General features: G+C 58.7%; 13 protein-coding genes. 5 read left to right on the forward strand and 8 right to left on the reverse strand.

The features are described 5' to 3' along the window. Positions 1-11 precede the first annotated feature (11 nt). Positions 12-1,097 (forward strand): UDP-glucuronic acid decarboxylase family protein, encoded by a 1,086-nt coding sequence (locus JNB71_RS13700; protein WP_220372366.1) that lies wholly within the window; start codon positions 12-14, stop codon positions 1,095-1,097. 83 nt (positions 1,098-1,180) lie between these two features. On the opposite strand, the gene JNB71_RS13705 is transcribed toward JNB71_RS13700, so the two are convergent. Next, complete coding sequence (locus JNB71_RS13705) at positions 1,181-1,675, reverse strand: sigma-70 family RNA polymerase sigma factor (protein WP_220372367.1); 495 nt, start codon at positions 1,673-1,675, stop codon at positions 1,181-1,183. 333 nt (positions 1,676-2,008) lie between these two features. Here JNB71_RS13705 and JNB71_RS13710 point away from each other — a divergent pair, with 333 nt between their 5' ends. Both JNB71_RS13710 and JNB71_RS13715 read left to right on the forward strand, forming a co-directional pair. Continuing rightward, positions 2,009-3,073, forward strand: a complete 1,065-nt coding sequence (locus JNB71_RS13710) for a polysaccharide pyruvyl transferase family protein (RefSeq protein WP_220372368.1) — start codon at positions 2,009-2,011, stop codon at positions 3,071-3,073. A gap of 94 nt (positions 3,074-3,167) precedes the next feature. Next, the gene (locus tag JNB71_RS13715) at positions 3,168-4,454 is read left to right on the forward strand and encodes a Coenzyme F420 hydrogenase/dehydrogenase, beta subunit C-terminal domain (protein WP_220372369.1); all 1,287 of its coding nucleotides are present in this window, start codon (positions 3,168-3,170) and stop codon (positions 4,452-4,454) included. 7 nt (positions 4,455-4,461) lie between these two features. Here the strand turns inward: JNB71_RS13715 and JNB71_RS13720 are convergent, their stop codons facing one another. From JNB71_RS13720 to JNB71_RS13730, 3 genes are read right to left on the reverse strand one after another with little or no spacing between them, the layout of a single operon-like run. Next, entirely contained in the window at positions 4,462-5,397 is a 936-nt protein-coding gene (locus tag JNB71_RS13720) for a beta-xylosidase (RefSeq protein WP_220372370.1), read from the reverse strand. A 30-nt stretch (positions 5,398-5,427) separates the two neighbouring features. Further along, positions 5,428-6,027, reverse strand: a complete 600-nt coding sequence (locus tag JNB71_RS13725; RefSeq protein WP_220372371.1) for a histidine phosphatase family protein — start codon at positions 6,025-6,027, stop codon at positions 5,428-5,430. Continuing rightward, positions 6,024-7,130 carry an inositol-3-phosphate synthase gene (locus JNB71_RS13730; protein WP_220372372.1) on the reverse strand — a complete coding sequence of 369 codons (1,107 nt, stop codon included), beginning with the start codon at positions 7,128-7,130 and terminating at the stop codon, positions 6,024-6,026. The genes JNB71_RS13725 and JNB71_RS13730 overlap by 4 nt, the downstream gene beginning before the upstream one ends. Positions 7,131-7,260: 130 nt before the next feature. On the opposite strand from JNB71_RS13730, the gene JNB71_RS13735 reads away from it, so the two are divergent. Next, a complete protein-coding gene (locus JNB71_RS13735) occupies positions 7,261-9,012 on the forward strand; it encodes a hypothetical protein (protein ID WP_220372373.1) in 1,752 nt (583 codons plus the stop codon). On the opposite strand, the gene JNB71_RS13740 is transcribed toward JNB71_RS13735, so the two are convergent. Continuing rightward, positions 8,969-9,766: a TIGR04290 family methyltransferase gene (locus tag JNB71_RS13740; protein ID WP_220372374.1), complete on the reverse strand. Its 798-nt coding sequence runs from the start codon at positions 9,764-9,766 to the stop codon at positions 8,969-8,971. The two genes, JNB71_RS13735 and JNB71_RS13740, sit on opposite strands and share 44 nt — an antisense overlap. A gap of 1,166 nt (positions 9,767-10,932) precedes the next feature. Here JNB71_RS13740 and JNB71_RS13745 point away from each other — a divergent pair. After that, positions 10,933-11,106, forward strand: a complete 174-nt coding sequence (locus JNB71_RS13745) for a hypothetical protein (protein WP_220372375.1) — start codon at positions 10,933-10,935, stop codon at positions 11,104-11,106. Between the two features lie 232 nt (positions 11,107-11,338). On the opposite strand, the gene JNB71_RS13750 is transcribed toward JNB71_RS13745, so the two are convergent. From JNB71_RS13750 to cphA, 3 genes are all read right to left on the reverse strand, one after another. Further along, complete coding sequence (locus JNB71_RS13750) at positions 11,339-11,599, reverse strand: hypothetical protein (protein ID WP_346657268.1); 261 nt, start codon at positions 11,597-11,599, stop codon at positions 11,339-11,341. A 138-nt stretch (positions 11,600-11,737) separates the two neighbouring features. Beyond that, on the reverse strand, positions 11,738-12,583 hold the full coding sequence (locus tag JNB71_RS13755) for a cyanophycinase (RefSeq protein WP_220372376.1): 846 nt from the start codon (positions 12,581-12,583) through the stop codon (positions 11,738-11,740). 105 nt (positions 12,584-12,688) lie between these two features. Continuing rightward, positions 12,689-15,466, reverse strand: a complete 2,778-nt coding sequence (gene cphA, locus JNB71_RS13760) for a cyanophycin synthetase (protein WP_220372377.1) — start codon at positions 15,464-15,466, stop codon at positions 12,689-12,691. Between the last annotated feature and the right edge of the window lie 27 nt (positions 15,467-15,493).

Genomic DNA, 15,493 nt, shown 5'->3' on the forward strand with positions numbered 1-15,493 from the left:
GGAGACTAGCCATGCTGCAAAGGGCCAGAAAAGAGAACAGCAAGGTGGTCCTCGTTGCTGGAGGCGCCGGGTTCGTCGGCTCACATCTATGCGATGCGCTACTCTCTCGCGGGGACCGCGTGATCTGCATTGACAACTATCTGACGGGCTCCCCTGACAACGTCTTGCCGCTGATGAACCACCCTTCTTTCCGCTTCATCGAAGCGGATATTTGTGAGTTGCAGGGTATCGGGGAGCCAGTCGACCACGTTTACAATCTCGCTTGTGCGGCCTCTCCGCCGCAATACCAGGCCGATCCGGTCCACACAATGATGACCTGTGTGGCGGGAACGCGAAATCTGCTGTCGATCGCAGAGCAATGCGGGGCCCGCTTCCTGCAGGCTTCCACTAGCGAAGTCTATGGTGATCCAGTCGAGCATCCGCAACAGGAGGATTATCGTGGGAATGTCAACTGTACAGGTCCACGAGCCTGCTATGACGAGGGCAAGCGCGCTGCCGAAGCGCTTTGCTTCGACATGGTGCGGGCCGATCGGGTGGATGCCCGCGTTGCACGGATCTTCAACACCTATGGTCCCCGCATGCAGCGACATGACGGTCGCATCATCTCGAACCTGCTGGTTCAGGCGATCTCACACGAGCCCCTGACCATCTACGGCACAGGGGAGCAGACACGTTCCTTCTGCTTCGTCAGCGATCTCGTCGCCGGCCTTATCGCACTGATAAACGTCGATCCGAATCCAGGCGCGCCAGTCAATCTCGGCAATCCTGGCGAGTTCACCGTATTGGAGCTCGCCGAGATGGTTCTCTTGATGGTATCAACGACGTCGAAAATCGTGCACCGGCCCCTGCCCCAAGACGATCCCCAGCGCCGTCGACCGGATATCTCGCGCGCACGTGCCCTGCTGGGGTGGGAACCGAAAATCCATTTGTCGGAAGGATTGCGGCTTACTGCGGATTGGTTCCACGCCACGCTGCCAAGGCAGCTTCAAGCCTGCTCTTCAATCACCGCGCCGTCGCCATCGGACAGGGCAGTCAAGATTGCCCGCGGCGGCCGAAAGGCTCGCCAGCCAAGTTGTCGTCAACAAGGTGCCGTCTAATCCAAGGGCCTTGTTCTCGCCGAGGAGCCTTTCGAAATGGAAAATCTCACACGCGCCTTGTTTGGAGCGTCCGACAAAAAATGTTAGAACGGTCCGCCAAGTTCCTCTGATAGAAGCAGTCGGGCGCGACTCACGCGGCTTTTGATTGTCCCGATTGGGCAATGACAGCGCGCCGCCGCCGCTTCGTAGCTTTCACCCTGCATCACGACAATGTCCAGTGCTTCGCGAAATTTGAGAGGGAGCCGAGCAAAGGCTCGGTCTAATTCTCTCATTTGTATCGACCATTCCTGAGAAGCGCCGACCGTTGGCTGATCGGAGACGCACATTCCGACACCAGTCGTTTCGCGCTTTGCGATCCCAAATTTTGTGCAGAACGTATTATGCATGATCCTGAAGAGCCACGACTTGAGTTTTGTGCCGCGCTGGAACTTGTCAATGTTAGTGAGTGCACGAAAGAGCGTTTCCTGGACCAGGTCATCCGCATCATTTGGTCTCCTGTGCAGACGCCGCGCATACGCTCTAAGGGCTGGAATAAGGTCCACTATTTCGGACCGAAGGTCATGACTCTCGAAGGCCATCCGTCTCTCCCTTTTTACGGAAGCGCAATTCTCTCGGTTGACGTTTGTTCCCGCTGCCAAACACAAATTTTCAGCTTGTTCGAGTGGGCCGCCAGCAGACCTTTGGCTGATTTGCGATTCTGCTCGCGACAGCGCCGCGGGCCTGCGGCGCGAGTATCCCAAACACCAAACAGCGAGGTGCTTCGCGCTGAAGGGTCCAGACCGCAGGCCACCCATTAATGCCCCCTCGACAGCGTGGCCATTTTCCCCAGCGAATAGAAAAACCGTCCTGACCGGGAACGCTGTCCGGCTCAAGCAGTTAGATGAGAGTGACAGCCCGGAGATCGAAGACAATTGCAAGAAATCGGCGTACTCACCTTTCACCGCTGCATCAACTACGGCTCCTATTGGCAGGCGCGCTGCCTGGTAGAAGGGCTAAGATCCAAGGGCATGTCAGCGGTCTTGCTCGAGCACAGGTCGGGTCGCGTTGATCGGGCCGAGTGGCGATGTGCGCTGCAGCCCGCGTCACCGGTCCTTACGACCGCCGCCGATCGCCAACTCTATGCGAGCAAGATCCGCAAATTCGTCGCGGCTTCGGGCTCACTGCCGCTCTCTTCGCCGTTCCCAATGGAAAACCCTGCGGAGATGCAAAACTACGAACTTGTGATCGTCGGTAGCGACGAGGTCTGGAACCTTGAACACCCTTGGTACGGTCATGTGCCGCTGTTCTTCGGCGAAGGATTGAGAGCCAAGCGTATCGCCTCCTACGCCGCAAGCTTCGGAAGCTTCACCTCCCCTGATCGACTGGGGAAAGGTTGGTGCGACAAGTTGCGCCGGCTGGATAGAATTGCTGTTCGTGATCTCAATTCGCAGCGGTTGATACAAACCACGCTTGGTGTCGATCCGGACTTGGTGCTCGATCCTTGCCTGCAGTTCCCGCAGAGTATTCGGGCTCTCGGGAGAGAAGCCATGAGCGAACCGTACCTTGCCATCTACGGGCATTCGTTCCCTGACTGGTTCAAGCGTGGGGTTCAACGCTCTGCCCGCGATAACGGGCTTCGTCTTGTGAGCATCGGCTATCACAACGATTGGGCCGACGAGCAACGGATCGACACAGGGCCGGAAGCCTTTGCAAGGTCGATTGCCGGTGCCACCGCAGTGGCTACCAATTTCTTCCATGGTTGCATCTTTGCCCTCATCAACGAGAAGCCATTTGTCTGCGCTCTGTCCAGCTATCGATTAAACAAGGTGCAGGATCTCACCGAAATGCTGGGCGCCAGGAGGCGTGTGGTGACCGAGGCGACCCCGCAGTCATACTATCGGGAGGTTATTACCAGTCCATTGGAAGCAGAGATTGCCGGAAGCATCGCCACTTTGCGCAACAACTCAAACAGGTATTTCGGCCATGTCCTCCAGTGAGCCGGATCGGCTGGCAACATTTGCGCCAGGACAGATCATTTCGTCGGGGCTCTGCATTGGATGCGGGGGTTGCGCCACCATGCCCGGAGTTCGGATGGATTTTGACTGCTACGGCCAGATCAAGCCGCGCGCCGACAAGGGCTGGATAGACAAACCGAATAAAAGCTTCTCAAAAATCTGCCCGTTTTCACCCGCTGCTCAAAATGAGGATGAGCTTGCCGCGATGCATTATCCATCTGCTGCAAGCCAAAGCGATCTGCTGGGCCGCTACGAGAGCGCCTACGTGGGATTTGTCGCCGAGAGCAACTTTCGAGAAAAGGGCAGCTCAGGTGGTCTTGTGACCTGGGTTGCGTCCGAGTTGATGCGGCAAGGTTTGGTGGATGGCGTCGCTCACGTCGTGCCGAACAAATCGTGCAGTGGCCCCCTCTTCCACTACGCGATTTCGCGCGATATCCATGCACTCCGCCGAGGTGCCAAATCGCGATACTATCCCGTCGAATTATCGGGCGTCCTCGACATCATTCGCGAGACTCCCGGGCGATATGCCGTAGTCGGCATTCCGTGCTTCATCAAGGCTGTGCGGCTGAGCTGTGCTGAGGACCCAGTCCTCAAAGAGCGCATCGCCGCCACCATTGGGCTATTCTGTGGCCACATGAAAAGCGCGCGATTGACCGAGAGTTTCGCATTGCAAATGGGTGTGGATCTCGGTGAGGTGGAAGATCTCGACTACCGGTCGAAGAATCCCGACCGGCCGGCGAATTGGTATCGTGCCGAATTCACCATGCACGATGGGACAACCCGCAGCCAGGATTGGTGGCACCTCGTGGACGGTGATTGGGGGGCCGGCTTCTTCCAATATTCGGCTTGCAATTTCTGCGATGACGTGGTCGCTGAAACCGCTGACATCTCGCTCGGAGATGCCTGGTTGGAGCCCTATTCGTCGGATGGTCGCGGTACGAGCGTCGTGATCGTCCGGTCGCGGCCAATGGCTCGTCTTATCGAGGAAGCAAATGCGAGGGGCCGCCTGGCACTCACTTGCGTGGATGAGGCCTTTGTGATCGCGACGCAAGCGGCCGGTTTCCGCCATCGCCGTGAGGGACTGGCATTCCGCTTACAACGGCGACGTCTTGGCCTTCGACCATGCAAGCGAGTTGGCCCTGCCTCACGCGCACTGGGGACGAGGCGCAAGCTGATCTTTATCATCCGAGCCGGCATTAGTGCCTGGAGCCACAGAATATTCTGGCTTTCGCGAGCTCTCAATGCTCCGCGGCTATACACTCGCTGGGCGTGGGCAGTATTGTCGGCTTATCAGGGGTTAGCATATTCGCGCGGAACCATCGGGCGCATTGCCGATCATCTTGGGTTGCGTGGCGTGGGATAGGCCGGTTTCAGACAGTGCTCGCGCTGACATTCAGGCGTCTATCCCGCACACCCGATCGAGGCGCATAGCGGCTGATCATCTCGGCACAGAACTCCGCGAATTCTTCCGGCACCAAGGGTGGGCTGGTGTGGTGCGATGCGACGCCGCGGTGCTCTGGCGTGAAGCAAAAGGTCACCGTCACATCGAAGTCCTCAAGAGCTTGCATTTGGCGATCGAACCAATCCAGCGCGTTCGGCCGGAATCGGTCGGCCCACGAGAGCCCAGTGCGTAGCGATGTGACGCCGAGCCGTTTCATCCACGCAACGGCGTCATCGAGCCTGTGGTCCTCGAAATGAAACCACTGAACCAGTCCGAGTTCGGGCGTATGCCGGGCGAACTCGGCTAGTGCTGGTTTGGCAGTTCCGTCTTCCCGCAACAAACCCATATAAAAATGACGGTAGTAGGAGGAGCCTTCTGCTTCTCGATGTCGTGTGGTCGCTTCCCACGCGCTGGGCAGGTCATAAAGGCTGTACCACTGACAGCGCTCGACCTTGCCTTTGAGCAGTTCGGCGGTGCGTCTGAGGCCCCAGAGCTGGACCTCCTCCGCACCGAAGGTCGAGACTCCGACCTCGCTTACCCAGATCGGAAGGTCAGTTACGCTCCTGATTTCAGCGATCTTCTCCGGCCATTGATGGATCTGCCACAGATTCCAATCAAGCGGAAAGCCATGCACCGCGACGGCGTCCACATGATCAAGCACACCATATGCCTTCATCCTGTTCATGAAACCCGTGTCGATGGGAGAGATGCCGCCAAGGACCTTGATGAGCGCGGGGTTCTGAATGGCGATGGCGTCAGCCGCCAGAATTGCCATTCGCGCGAACTGGCTCCAGTCGGGGTCGATTTCGGGATCCCAATGCGATTTGTTATTTGGCTCGTTCCAGATCATCGCTGCTTCGATCATGTGCTTTACCCGATAATTGGATCTTCGGCTTCACTGCGTGATTTCGTTCAACGTGACGATCTTTGCCCCCCAATCTCCTATCATGACCGTGGTGATTGAGGCTGGAGCAATGTCGAATCTCGGCCAGGCGTCGATTGGCAGACCGAGGACCCAGGAGACTGCTGCCTTGATGACGTCAGCATGCGAGATCAGCGCCAGCCCTTTGTCGTCGTTGTGGCGTCCGAGTTCTTCGATGAACAGTAGCACTCTTCGCTGAACGTCAAGCATGCTCTCGCCACCAGGCGTACGCGCTTGGCTGCGCACCGTGTTCCACCGGACCCAGTGTTCATCTGCATTGAGCGTGTCGAAGGTTTGTCCCGACCAGGAGCCAAAATTGACTTCATCGAGTTCCTCCACGACAGCGGGTGCCCGTAAGTCATTGACGGATGCGATTGCCTCGGCGGTTTCGCGCGTGCGCTCGCGCGGGCTCGTGTAAATCGCATCGATCTTTTCCCTGGTCATTCTTTGCGCGAGGCGTAGGGCCTGCGCCTTGCCGGCAGTCCCGAGGGAAAGTCCTTGCAAGCGACCCGCAAGGAAGCGCCCAAGGTTATCGTGGGCGGCATGCCGGACCAGGAAGATCGTCAGCGTCATTCGGCGGCACTCCGAACAAGATCGTTTCCGCCGGCGATGAAATCCTCAACCCTGCGCCTGGCTTCGTGGTCGGTGAACTGACAGGGCGGAGATTTCATGAAATAGCTGGATGGTCCGGTGAGCGCCCCCCCGAGGCCACGGTCGAGCGCGAGCCTGGCGCAGCGAATGGCGTCGATGACAACACCTGCCGAATTGGGCGAATCCCAAACCTCGAGCTTGAGTTCGACATTAAGCGGCACACCGCCGAACGTCGTTGCTTCGAGGCGAATATAGGCCCACTTCCGATCCTTCAGCCATGGTACATGATCGCTAGGCCCGACATGGATATCATTGGCAGAAAGGGGGATGTCCATCTGGCTGGTGACGGACTGTGTTTTTGAAATCTTCTTCGATTCCAGCCGCTCGCGTTCAAGCATGTTGAGGAAATCTGTGTTCCCTCCGAAATTCAGCTGGTAGGTCCGATCGATCCTTACTCCGCGATCACGGAAAAGATTGACCAACGCGCGATGGACGATGGTGGCGCCAACCTGGCTCTTAATGTCGTCGCCGATGACTGGGAGGCCGCGCGCGGCAAACTTCCGCTGCCATTCGGGCTTTGAGGCGATAAAGACGGGAATGCAGTTAATGAATGCGCAGCCTGCTTCCAGAGCCTGCTCGGCGTACCATTTCGTAGCTTCTTCCGCGCCGACCGGCAGGTATGAGACCAGCACCTGCGTCCCGGTTTGCCGCAGGATCTCGGCGACATCCGCTTCCTGCAAGACCGATTCTTCGATTTCACCCCTGAGGTATTTGCCGATTCCATCGAGTGTCCTCCCACGCTCGACGCGAACGCCAGTCAACTCGGCTTCCGCGAAACGCTGAGTATTATTTGGTTCGGCATAGATGGCTTCGGAAACGTCACGTCCGACTTTTGAGGCGGCGACGTCGAATGCGCTGGATATTTCAATATCACCGATCCGATATCCGCCGAGATCGACATGCATGAGGCCGGGAATCGGCTCGCCGTCGGTGCGAACATCACGATAGTAGGTCAGACCCTGCACGAGCGACGACGCGCAATTGCCGACTCCGATGATCCCGACGCGAATTTTTTGCGCACACATTTTTCGCACTCCAGCATCTACAATGCTTCGCTGAACAACCGGATTTCGAAATCGTTCCCGAAAAAGTTTGCCTCTCACGGGATCGTCGCAGGATTTTGCGCGTTCTGGCGTTGTGCGAGGAGGTAGTGATTTGCTGTCCTACGGTGATGTCCTTCGCATAGAATCGACTTCGCTGTTGCGTCGATCGGTTGCAGCGAAGTTTGAGGCAGTGGCGCTGGCACCGGCAGGGCCTGATCGCCACGCACTTCTGGTGCGCGCCTTTATCCAAACAGGTGAACTCGTCCAGGGTCTGGCCGATCAGGAGTTCGCAATTCGCGGTGCGGACGACGTATCCGAATTGCAAGCGGTCGCCGCCGGCCTACTGGTTGAGCAAGGAAGGGCAATTCTTCGCTCGGGGGACGACGGTTTTTGCGGAAATATTGAACTTCCGGGGGATTGGCGCGCCAGACTCGAACGGCTCGAAAGCCCAGATCCCGTTCGTCTGAAGCGCGGGGAAGGCTACGCCTTTTATGCTGTGTACCCGGAAAGCTATCTCGAAGCCGCCCGACGGTCCGGATTGACGCCCAACACGGTCGTGATCGGACTGCGCAGTATAGGGACAAGCCTGGCGGCTCTCGTTGCGGCTGCCATTGGCGCTTCCACCATTTTTACGCTGCGACCCGTTGGACATCCTTTCGGTCGGCGGCTAGCTGTCGGCAAGGCTTTGACCCGAAAGATTCTAAGCGATAGCGAGGCGAATTTCGCGATCGTCGATGAAGGTCCAGGCTTATCCGGAAGCTCTTTCGGCAGCGTCACGGACTGGCTGACATCTCACGGCGTGGCGATGCACCGCATCCATTTCTTTCCAAGCCATGAGGGCAAGCCGGGACCAAAGGTGAGCGCAACTCACAGCGTGTACTTTGACACCGTGCCGCGCCATTTCACCGGCCTCGACGACCTTCTTCTGTCTTCACCAGATCCCCGCAGGCGGTTGTCCGCGTGGGTATCACGACTGACAGGCGAGCGACTGCAGGCATTGCAGGACATCTCAGGCGGCCGATGGCGAGCGGTCCGTTATTCCCACGATAAGAATTGGCCGCCGAGCCAGACATGGATGGAGAAGCGCAAATTTCTGATGCACACCGAACAGCGACCTCTGCTGGTGAAATTCGCCGGGCTCGATGATCTGGCGCACCAGAAGCTGCGACGCAGTGCCATGCTCGGCGAGGCTGGGTTTACCCCCAGATGCGTCGGGCTCACCTATGGCTTCATCGTAGAACACTGGGTCCAGGAAACGCCCGGCAATCTGGCTGCAATTACCAGGGACGAAGCCGTAGACCGTGTCGGCCGCTATTTGGGTTTTCGCGCGCGCCATCTGCCTCCGCTGCATGGCGGCGCCTCGTTGTCGGAACTGTGCGCAATGAGCATTTCAAATACGCGCGAGGCGCTTGGCGAGGAGGGCGCGAGAAAGGCAAAAGCGCTGATGAGCAACGCTGCCCGCATTGAACGAAGATTGCGCCGCGTCGATACCGACAATCGGCTTCACCGGTGGGAGTGGCTCGTCGACAGCAATCGGACCATGATCAAGACTGATGCGCTCGACCACAATGCTGCGCATGATTTTGTCGGATGTCAGGATATTGCCTGGGATATAGCCGGTGCCGCCGTGGAGTTTGATCTGTCTGCGGCCGAAACCAATCGTCTGGCTGAGATCGTTGGCAGCGAGGCAGGCACCAACACGGATGAAGAGGTCCTGAAGCTTTTCGAACTCTGCTATCTCGCCTTCCAGATCGGGCACTGGACCAATGCTGCTACGGCCGTTGCGGATGACGACGATCGCATTCGACTTGAAGAAACGATCAGGCGCTATCTTGGCTCCCTGAACGTGCTTCTGGAAAAATGAGCGGAGAGGACACGATCCTTGGAGGCGGCTCAGCTGACACAGGCCGCTTGCTGCGTTCGACAAGATAGACTTCCCATTCGGGATTGGCGTTAATGACGAATCCCGCGCTCCTCAGCATGGCTTCGACGGCGGCCTTGTTAGGAACGAACCAGTTGGTCGGGTCGTTCGCATAGCTCTCCTCGATGAAGTAGAGCTTGGGATAGCCTGGCTGAGCAAAAACGGCTTCATCGCTGAAATCATAGTTCGGTTGCAGCCCGACGATCTCCTTCTCACCACGCTGCATGCATTGAAAAAGCATCCGATCGCCCACGACGTGCTCATGAAGAAGATCGAGCGCCAGCAATGGGTGACGAAGGTGATAGAGGACGCCCATAAAGATCACCAGGTCGAATTTTTGGTTGAGCGAAGCGACATCATAGACGGACATCTGAATAAACTCGATCTCAACTCCGTTCTGGCGTGCAGCGAATTCTGCCTGGCGCAGGTAATGCGCGTCTGAGTCAATGCCGACGACTCGTCCGGCGTTCCTGCGCTTCATCTCGAGGCAATAAAATCCAGCATTGCATCCGACATCCAGCACGCTGCATCCGTGCAGATCGTCGGGGAGCGCATTCTGGAACTTGGCCCATTTGAAGGACGGGTAATCGCCCAAGAAGTGATCGGGTGCAGTTTGGATTCCATTGATCCTCAGATTGTGAAACCACGGGCTAAGGGCTGAGATCTGGCGTTGGAGATTGGTTTTTCTCGGTTCCATTGGGCAGCTCTCCTTATTGCTCTCGATCGGCTTTGGAGCCGGACACCTTCAACGTTTTATGAGGCCGAGCTTTATGCGTCGTCGTTGAGCAACTATGGCCAGTCTGATCAGCCTGACCGAGCGCTTGCCTACGCCCCGGAGCGAAAGCAATTCTTCGTCGCTCATCGCTGATACTTCGCTCAGCCGACGCACGCCATTGTCCGCAAGCGCGCGAACGACCCACTCCGGAAGCGAGGTGAATGCCAGGAGATCTGCGTTTTCTCCATTTTCACTTGTCCCAACTCCGCCGAGAGATGACCGTCCCATTCTGACCACACTTCGACATGCTCGAAAACTGTTCGAACCCGCAGAGTGACAGCCGGTTCCCGCCTCCGTAGAATAATGCACGCGGTCGGCCCGGCCATGCTGCCAGTGTGAGCGGTGACCTCAGCGGAGGGGAGCGGGCGGCGAAATCTTCCGGCCATTTCGCTGCGCGCCGGCGGATGAAAATGTCGACCGTACGCTTTCAGACAATCGCGCAAAGGCGACAATTTTCCCGGAACCACCTTCCATAATCGAAGTTGAATCTCCCGTCGTTCAAACGGGAAATTGGTGAAATGCCGAACCAGCCAGCGGAAAGCCGTCACCACAATCGCCGGCAACAGCCGGGGGATAGCTCAAAGCCCGGCATTGCCTCCATGGATGACGACAAGCAGCCCGAAGGCGCGTCGAAGGACGGCGAGGTGGGCGGCGACAATTTCAGGAACGCTCGCCTCGAGACTGGCATGCCGGTCGTTAAACCGCTGCGTTGTCGTCGACCAGCTCCGTTGTCCTGGGCGCGTGTCTAATGTCTTGAGGTGACGGCCGCGCAGCCCAGCGTGATGGGAGCGGTAGAGGATGAAATGAATACGGTTTTGTTCCTGTCTATCGGCGTTTTGCCTCTGGTTGTCGCAGTGGTCGGCTTGTGGACCGGGCCTTTCTCACGCCACACCCCTCGCAACCACTACGAACCCTAGGCTTCGCCGTGGCCTGATAGATAATGGAAAATGCCGCCGCAGGAGAAATTTTGCGGTTCTGAACGAGATGGAATCGACATGCCCGCTGTTTCACAGCGTACCGACGTAGAAGGGGGGGAACACCCGTGCGGGTCGCCAGTTAGGGCCCAGCCAAATTGGGAGGTCACACCAATGCGCACCGACAAAGCCCCCTCGCGCTTTGGGGTTCTAGCAGAGCCACCCAACAAAACACGAAAGATCGTCCCCGGTCCGGAAAGGGTGATGATGATTGTCAGCGTTATCGCGGTAGCGGCCTTTGTAGTTTACTCGGTCCTCATGCTTTACGCGATCATCACCGCTTCTTGATTGTGGCCAGGTCACCTCCGCTATGCGTCCTGAGCGCCAAAAAGCTCGGGGTGGCCCTGACCGCCACGATCACTCCCGGTTCTCATACGGAAGAGGGAAATCGAAGGCTGCATCGCTTCATCGAAGACGCGCCCAACCGCGACGGACCGGAACCGGAAGAATCGGCCGATGCTTAGGCCAGATGAGGGTATTGACCGACCGCGCATGTGCCGACATCTCCCGCGCTTTTAGTCTAGCGGCTGGCATCCAATTTTTCTCGAATGAGCCGATCGCGCTCCGCGATGTGCCACATCAGCGCTTCCTCAAACGTTGAGAGCAACTGACGCACCCTCGCAGTATCACTGCCATTCCGCTCCAATTTGGCGACAATCTCGCGCTGAAGCGCTACATGGCGCTCGCCATCCGCGACGCGCCTTTCCGCCGCTGCCAAGTGCTCATGAATGAGGGCAAGGTGATCCATGGCCGCAATATAGCAGAAGGAGTCGAAATTCACATTTCAGAACGCCCACGAAGCTGGCTGAAGCGCGCGGAACATCACGGCTGGCTTGGATACTCTCGGCTTCTCACGTCAGGACGCCATGCGACAGTCGCCAAGGAACTGTTGCCGCGCCGCTCCCGCTATAAGAGCCCGTCAAGCGTTGCTGCGGCGATGCTCGGGTTCCGACAGATGGACAGGCCGGCGGGTTTCGAGATCGAACCCGTCCCCCGAGCTCAACACGTGCAGTTTCAGGTCGTAGATGGACAGCGCCTGGTCTGCGGCGGCTTCGGCGATGTTCGAATGGCTGACGCCGCTTGCATCGACCAGATAGACGGCGCCACTGCCGATCACCTTGAATTTGTGTCCCTCTACGACGATCGCCGTGTCTTCATCGATGCCGATGCCGAGAACGCGAGGGTTTTGCGACACCGCGCCGATCAATCTGCCAATGCGCCCACGCTCGGCAAAGTGCTGGTCGATGATGACATTCGGCAGAAGGCCTAGTCCGGGCGCCGTGCCGAGATCGCCCATTCGAAACGAAGCGGCGTTAGGTCCTTTGACAAGCATCGTCTCGCTCATGACCGAAGCGCCGGCCGAGGTCCCGGCGATCACGCCGCCGCCGGCGAATATCTCGTGCACGCGTTCCGAGATCGGTGTGTCGGCGATTTGACTGGTGATGCGCAATTGGTCGCCGCCGGAAAAGAAGACTGCGTTGACGCCATCGAGCAGCTTGACCTTTTCAGGGTCGACGGCCTGCTCGCGCTCGTCGACATAGAGCTCGATGATCTCCTTGAGCCCAATATCGGAAAAGGCTGCCTGGTATTTGTCGCGGTAACCATCCGGCTCGCGTGAGGCGACCGTCGCAAGGACGAGCCTGCCGTCGTCGACGTGACGTGCAAGTTCCTTGAGGATGACGCGATCACCGACGTGGTCCTCGCGTCCGCCGATGATGATCAACACGCCGTCTTTAGAGTTCCGGCCGCGGCGCTTCTCAGCCATGCCGCTCGTCCTCCTCCTGCTTGCAGAGATGGACGCGAGGATGACGCATCGAGCTGTGCTCATGTTTTATCGTTTTGGCGCCGCCATGGAGGTTGATCGCCCACATCAGCCCGCCCTCTCCAGCCGGGCTGCAGAGCCCGACCCCATGGGTAAAGGTGCGGCTGCAAAGGCGCAAACCTGCCTCCAGACCGATCCGACATCGCTCGCCGTCAGCACGACCAGGTCGTCCGGCAAGGCAAAGCGAAGACAATAATCCACTGCTTCCTCCTCGCTGAGCACTACCGAAACGTCGGTCGACTGCGCCCCCATCGTCCGGGCTCCTTCATGGAGAAGGGACGCCGCCTCGCCAGCCTCTCGTCCGCGACGGTCGGCATCCTCCTTGAAGACGACCTTGTCGAAGAAGGAAGTGGCAAGCGCCCCCATCGCCCGTATGTCTTCGTTGCGCCGGTCACCCGCGATGCCGACGAGGCCGATCGCGCGGCGATGCCGCGACCTGAGCTTGTCTACCAATTGGCCGAGGGCACGTAGACCGTCAGGATTGTGCGCATAGTCGACGATGACCTTGAAGCCGTGAGCCTCCAAGATGTTGAGCCGACCGGGCGATTGCTCGAATGTCGTCCGGAAGGTTGAAAGACCGGACCGGATCACCGGCAAAGAGACGCCACTCGAATAGGCAAGCGCAACCGCGGCCATTGCATTTTGCACGTTGAAGGCAGCGAGACCGCCCACCGTGGCTGGGAAGTCGATGGTGTTGGCGACGAAAAGTGCCTGCCCACCATCGTAGAGGGTTATGTTGCAGCCATCTTCCGCGTCACCATGGCAGGAAACCGCCCTTCCGCCATTGGCGACGTGTTCGGTGAGAAAGGCAGGCCATTCGCTCTTCGCCAGAAGCGAAATGTAACAGATCTGTCCACCTGCCACGTCGGCCATGGCTGCGGTCAGGGGATCATCCGCATTGAGAATGCTCCATCCCTGGTCGGATACAGCTTCGACGACGACGGATTTGACCTTCGCCAGGTCCTCGAGAGTCTCGATCCCGCACTGCCCAAGGTGATCGGTGCCGATGTTCAGCACGCAGCCGAAATCGCAGCGATCGAAACCCAGCCCTTCCCTCAATATGCCGCCGCGCGCCGTTTCCAGCACGGCAACGTCAATGTCGGGATCGCGCAGCACGAGGCGGGCACTTTTCGGTCCGGAGCAATCGCCGGCTATTATTCGCTCACCGTCGAGATAGGCACCGGTGCTGGAGGTGAGGCCCACCTTCGCACCGCAGCCGGCAAGGATGTGGGCGAGCATCTTTGCCGTCGTTGTCTTGCCGTTCGTCCCTGTGATCGCGAATATGGGTATCCGGCTTGGTGCTCCCGCCGGGAACAACAGATCGAGGGCAGCGCCGGCTACGTTCCGGGACCGCCCCTCGCTCGGCTGCAGGTGCATGCGGAAACCAGGTCCGGCGTTGACTTCAATCACTCCGCCTCCAGTGTGGTGAATGGAACGGCTGATATCGGGAGCGATGAAGTCGATGCCTGCGATGTCCAGACCGACGATCTTTGCCGCGCGCCTTGCGACAAGCGCGTTGTCGGGATGAATGTCTTCGGTGCGATCAACTGCCGTCCCGCCCGACGACAGATTGGCGGTCGGGCGCAAGAAGACGACTTGGCCCCTCGCAAGAACGCTCGACAGACCGAGGTTCTGCCTTCCGAGATGGTGGAGCAGGCAGTCGTCCACCTTTATCTTGGTCAGAGGCGCCTCGTGGCCAAAGCCGCGGCGCGGATCGTTGTTCTCTCGCTCGATGAGCCCCTGGATAGTGCTCTTGCCGTCTCCAATCACATGTGCCGGCGAACGCTCGGCCACCGCGACCACTTCGCCACCGATCACGAGAATGCGGTAATCGTTCCCGCTGAAGTGCCGCTCGACGAGTACTTCCTCGCCCTCGCGTCTCGCCTGTTCGAACGCCCAGCGAACCTCGTCGACATCGTCCAGATTAGCGTTCACGCCCCGGCCGTGATTCCCATCGACTGGCTTGGCGACAACTGGAAATCCGATCTGAATTGCCGCAGCGATCGCCTCGTCGCCCGTGCTGACGATCTTGCCCTCGGGGACCGGTATCCCGGCTTCAGAGAGCAGCTTGTTCGTCAACTGCTTGTCACAGGCGATCTCGGTCGCGACTTCAGAGGTCAGGCTCGTGCAGCTTGCCCTTATACGCTTCTGGTATTTACCGTAGCCAAATTGAATGAGGCTGGAGTTGTCCGTCCTTGACCAGGGAATACCGCGGCACTCGGCCTCCTGAACGAGCGATGCGGTCGTTAGGCCCAGAGCTCGCCCTGCCTGAAGCGCGCGAAGGTGCTCAATGGCTGAGCCAAGATCAAAATGTCCGAGGGGGGTAGGCGCAACACGGTCGAGACGGTCGAATGGTGCTAACCCGGGAGGCAACAGGGACTGCAGCAGTTCCAGCGAAAACCGCCCAGCGAGCCGACCCACCTCCTCGTCCTGGTAGGCGTACATCACGTCGTAGACGCCCGTCAGCCCCCGTACGGAACGGGTCTTCCCGCGACTGACCTTGGCACCCACGATGCATTGGAGTTCAAGCGCGACATGTTCCGCCACGTGCCCGAGCCAGGTACCCTCGCGCATGCGGCTGACAAATCCGCCCGGTTTGCCATAACTGCAACCGTGCTCGGCAAGGCCGGGCAGTTGATCGAGCAGTTGAGTCGGGAAGTCCGGCAACCGGCTCGTCGGCAGGAGCTCGAACAAGCCCAGTCCGAGCCGCAGGCGGATCATCGGCGTTCGACTATAAAGATGCGGTCCCCGGTAAACTGCCGTTTCCAGCACGTGTAACGATTGGTACCCCACCCTTCTGTGGCGCAACGCCGTATGCTGTCTCATCCTGCTCGAACCTCTCAGCCATCGTGA

This window comes from Rhizobium herbae (assembly GCF_019511375.1).
Taxonomy (GTDB): domain Bacteria; phylum Pseudomonadota; class Alphaproteobacteria; order Rhizobiales; family Rhizobiaceae; genus Pararhizobium; species Pararhizobium herbae_A.

What these genes read in the sequence shown, in the direction of transcription:
- JNB71_RS13730 (WP_220372372.1), bottom strand. Translation starts at nt 7,130, where the DNA reads ATGTGTGCGCAAAAAATTCGCGTCGGGATCATCGGAGTCGGCAATTGC.
- JNB71_RS13740 (WP_220372374.1), bottom strand. Translation starts at nt 9,766, where the DNA reads ATGGAACCGAGAAAAACCAATCTCCAACGCCAGATCTCAGCCCTTAGC.
- JNB71_RS13725 (WP_220372371.1), bottom strand. Translation starts at nt 6,027, where the DNA reads ATGACGCTGACGATCTTCCTGGTCCGGCATGCCGCCCACGATAACCTT.
- JNB71_RS13755 (WP_220372376.1), bottom strand. Translation starts at nt 12,583, where the DNA reads ATGGCTGAGAAGCGCCGCGGCCGGAACTCTAAAGACGGCGTGTTGATC.
- JNB71_RS13720 (WP_220372370.1), bottom strand. Translation starts at nt 5,397, where the DNA reads ATGATCGAAGCAGCGATGATCTGGAACGAGCCAAATAACAAATCGCAT.
- JNB71_RS13705 (WP_220372367.1), bottom strand. Translation starts at nt 1,675, where the DNA reads ATGGCCTTCGAGAGTCATGACCTTCGGTCCGAAATAGTGGACCTTATT.
- JNB71_RS13745 (WP_220372375.1), top strand. Translation starts at nt 10,933, where the DNA reads ATGCGCACCGACAAAGCCCCCTCGCGCTTTGGGGTTCTAGCAGAGCCA.
- cphA (WP_220372377.1), bottom strand. Translation starts at nt 15,466, where the DNA reads ATGAGACAGCATACGGCGTTGCGCCACAGAAGGGTGGGGTACCAATCG.
- JNB71_RS13700 (WP_220372366.1), top strand. Translation starts at nt 12, where the DNA reads ATGCTGCAAAGGGCCAGAAAAGAGAACAGCAAGGTGGTCCTCGTTGCT.
- JNB71_RS13715 (WP_220372369.1), top strand. Translation starts at nt 3,168, where the DNA reads ATGGATTTTGACTGCTACGGCCAGATCAAGCCGCGCGCCGACAAGGGC.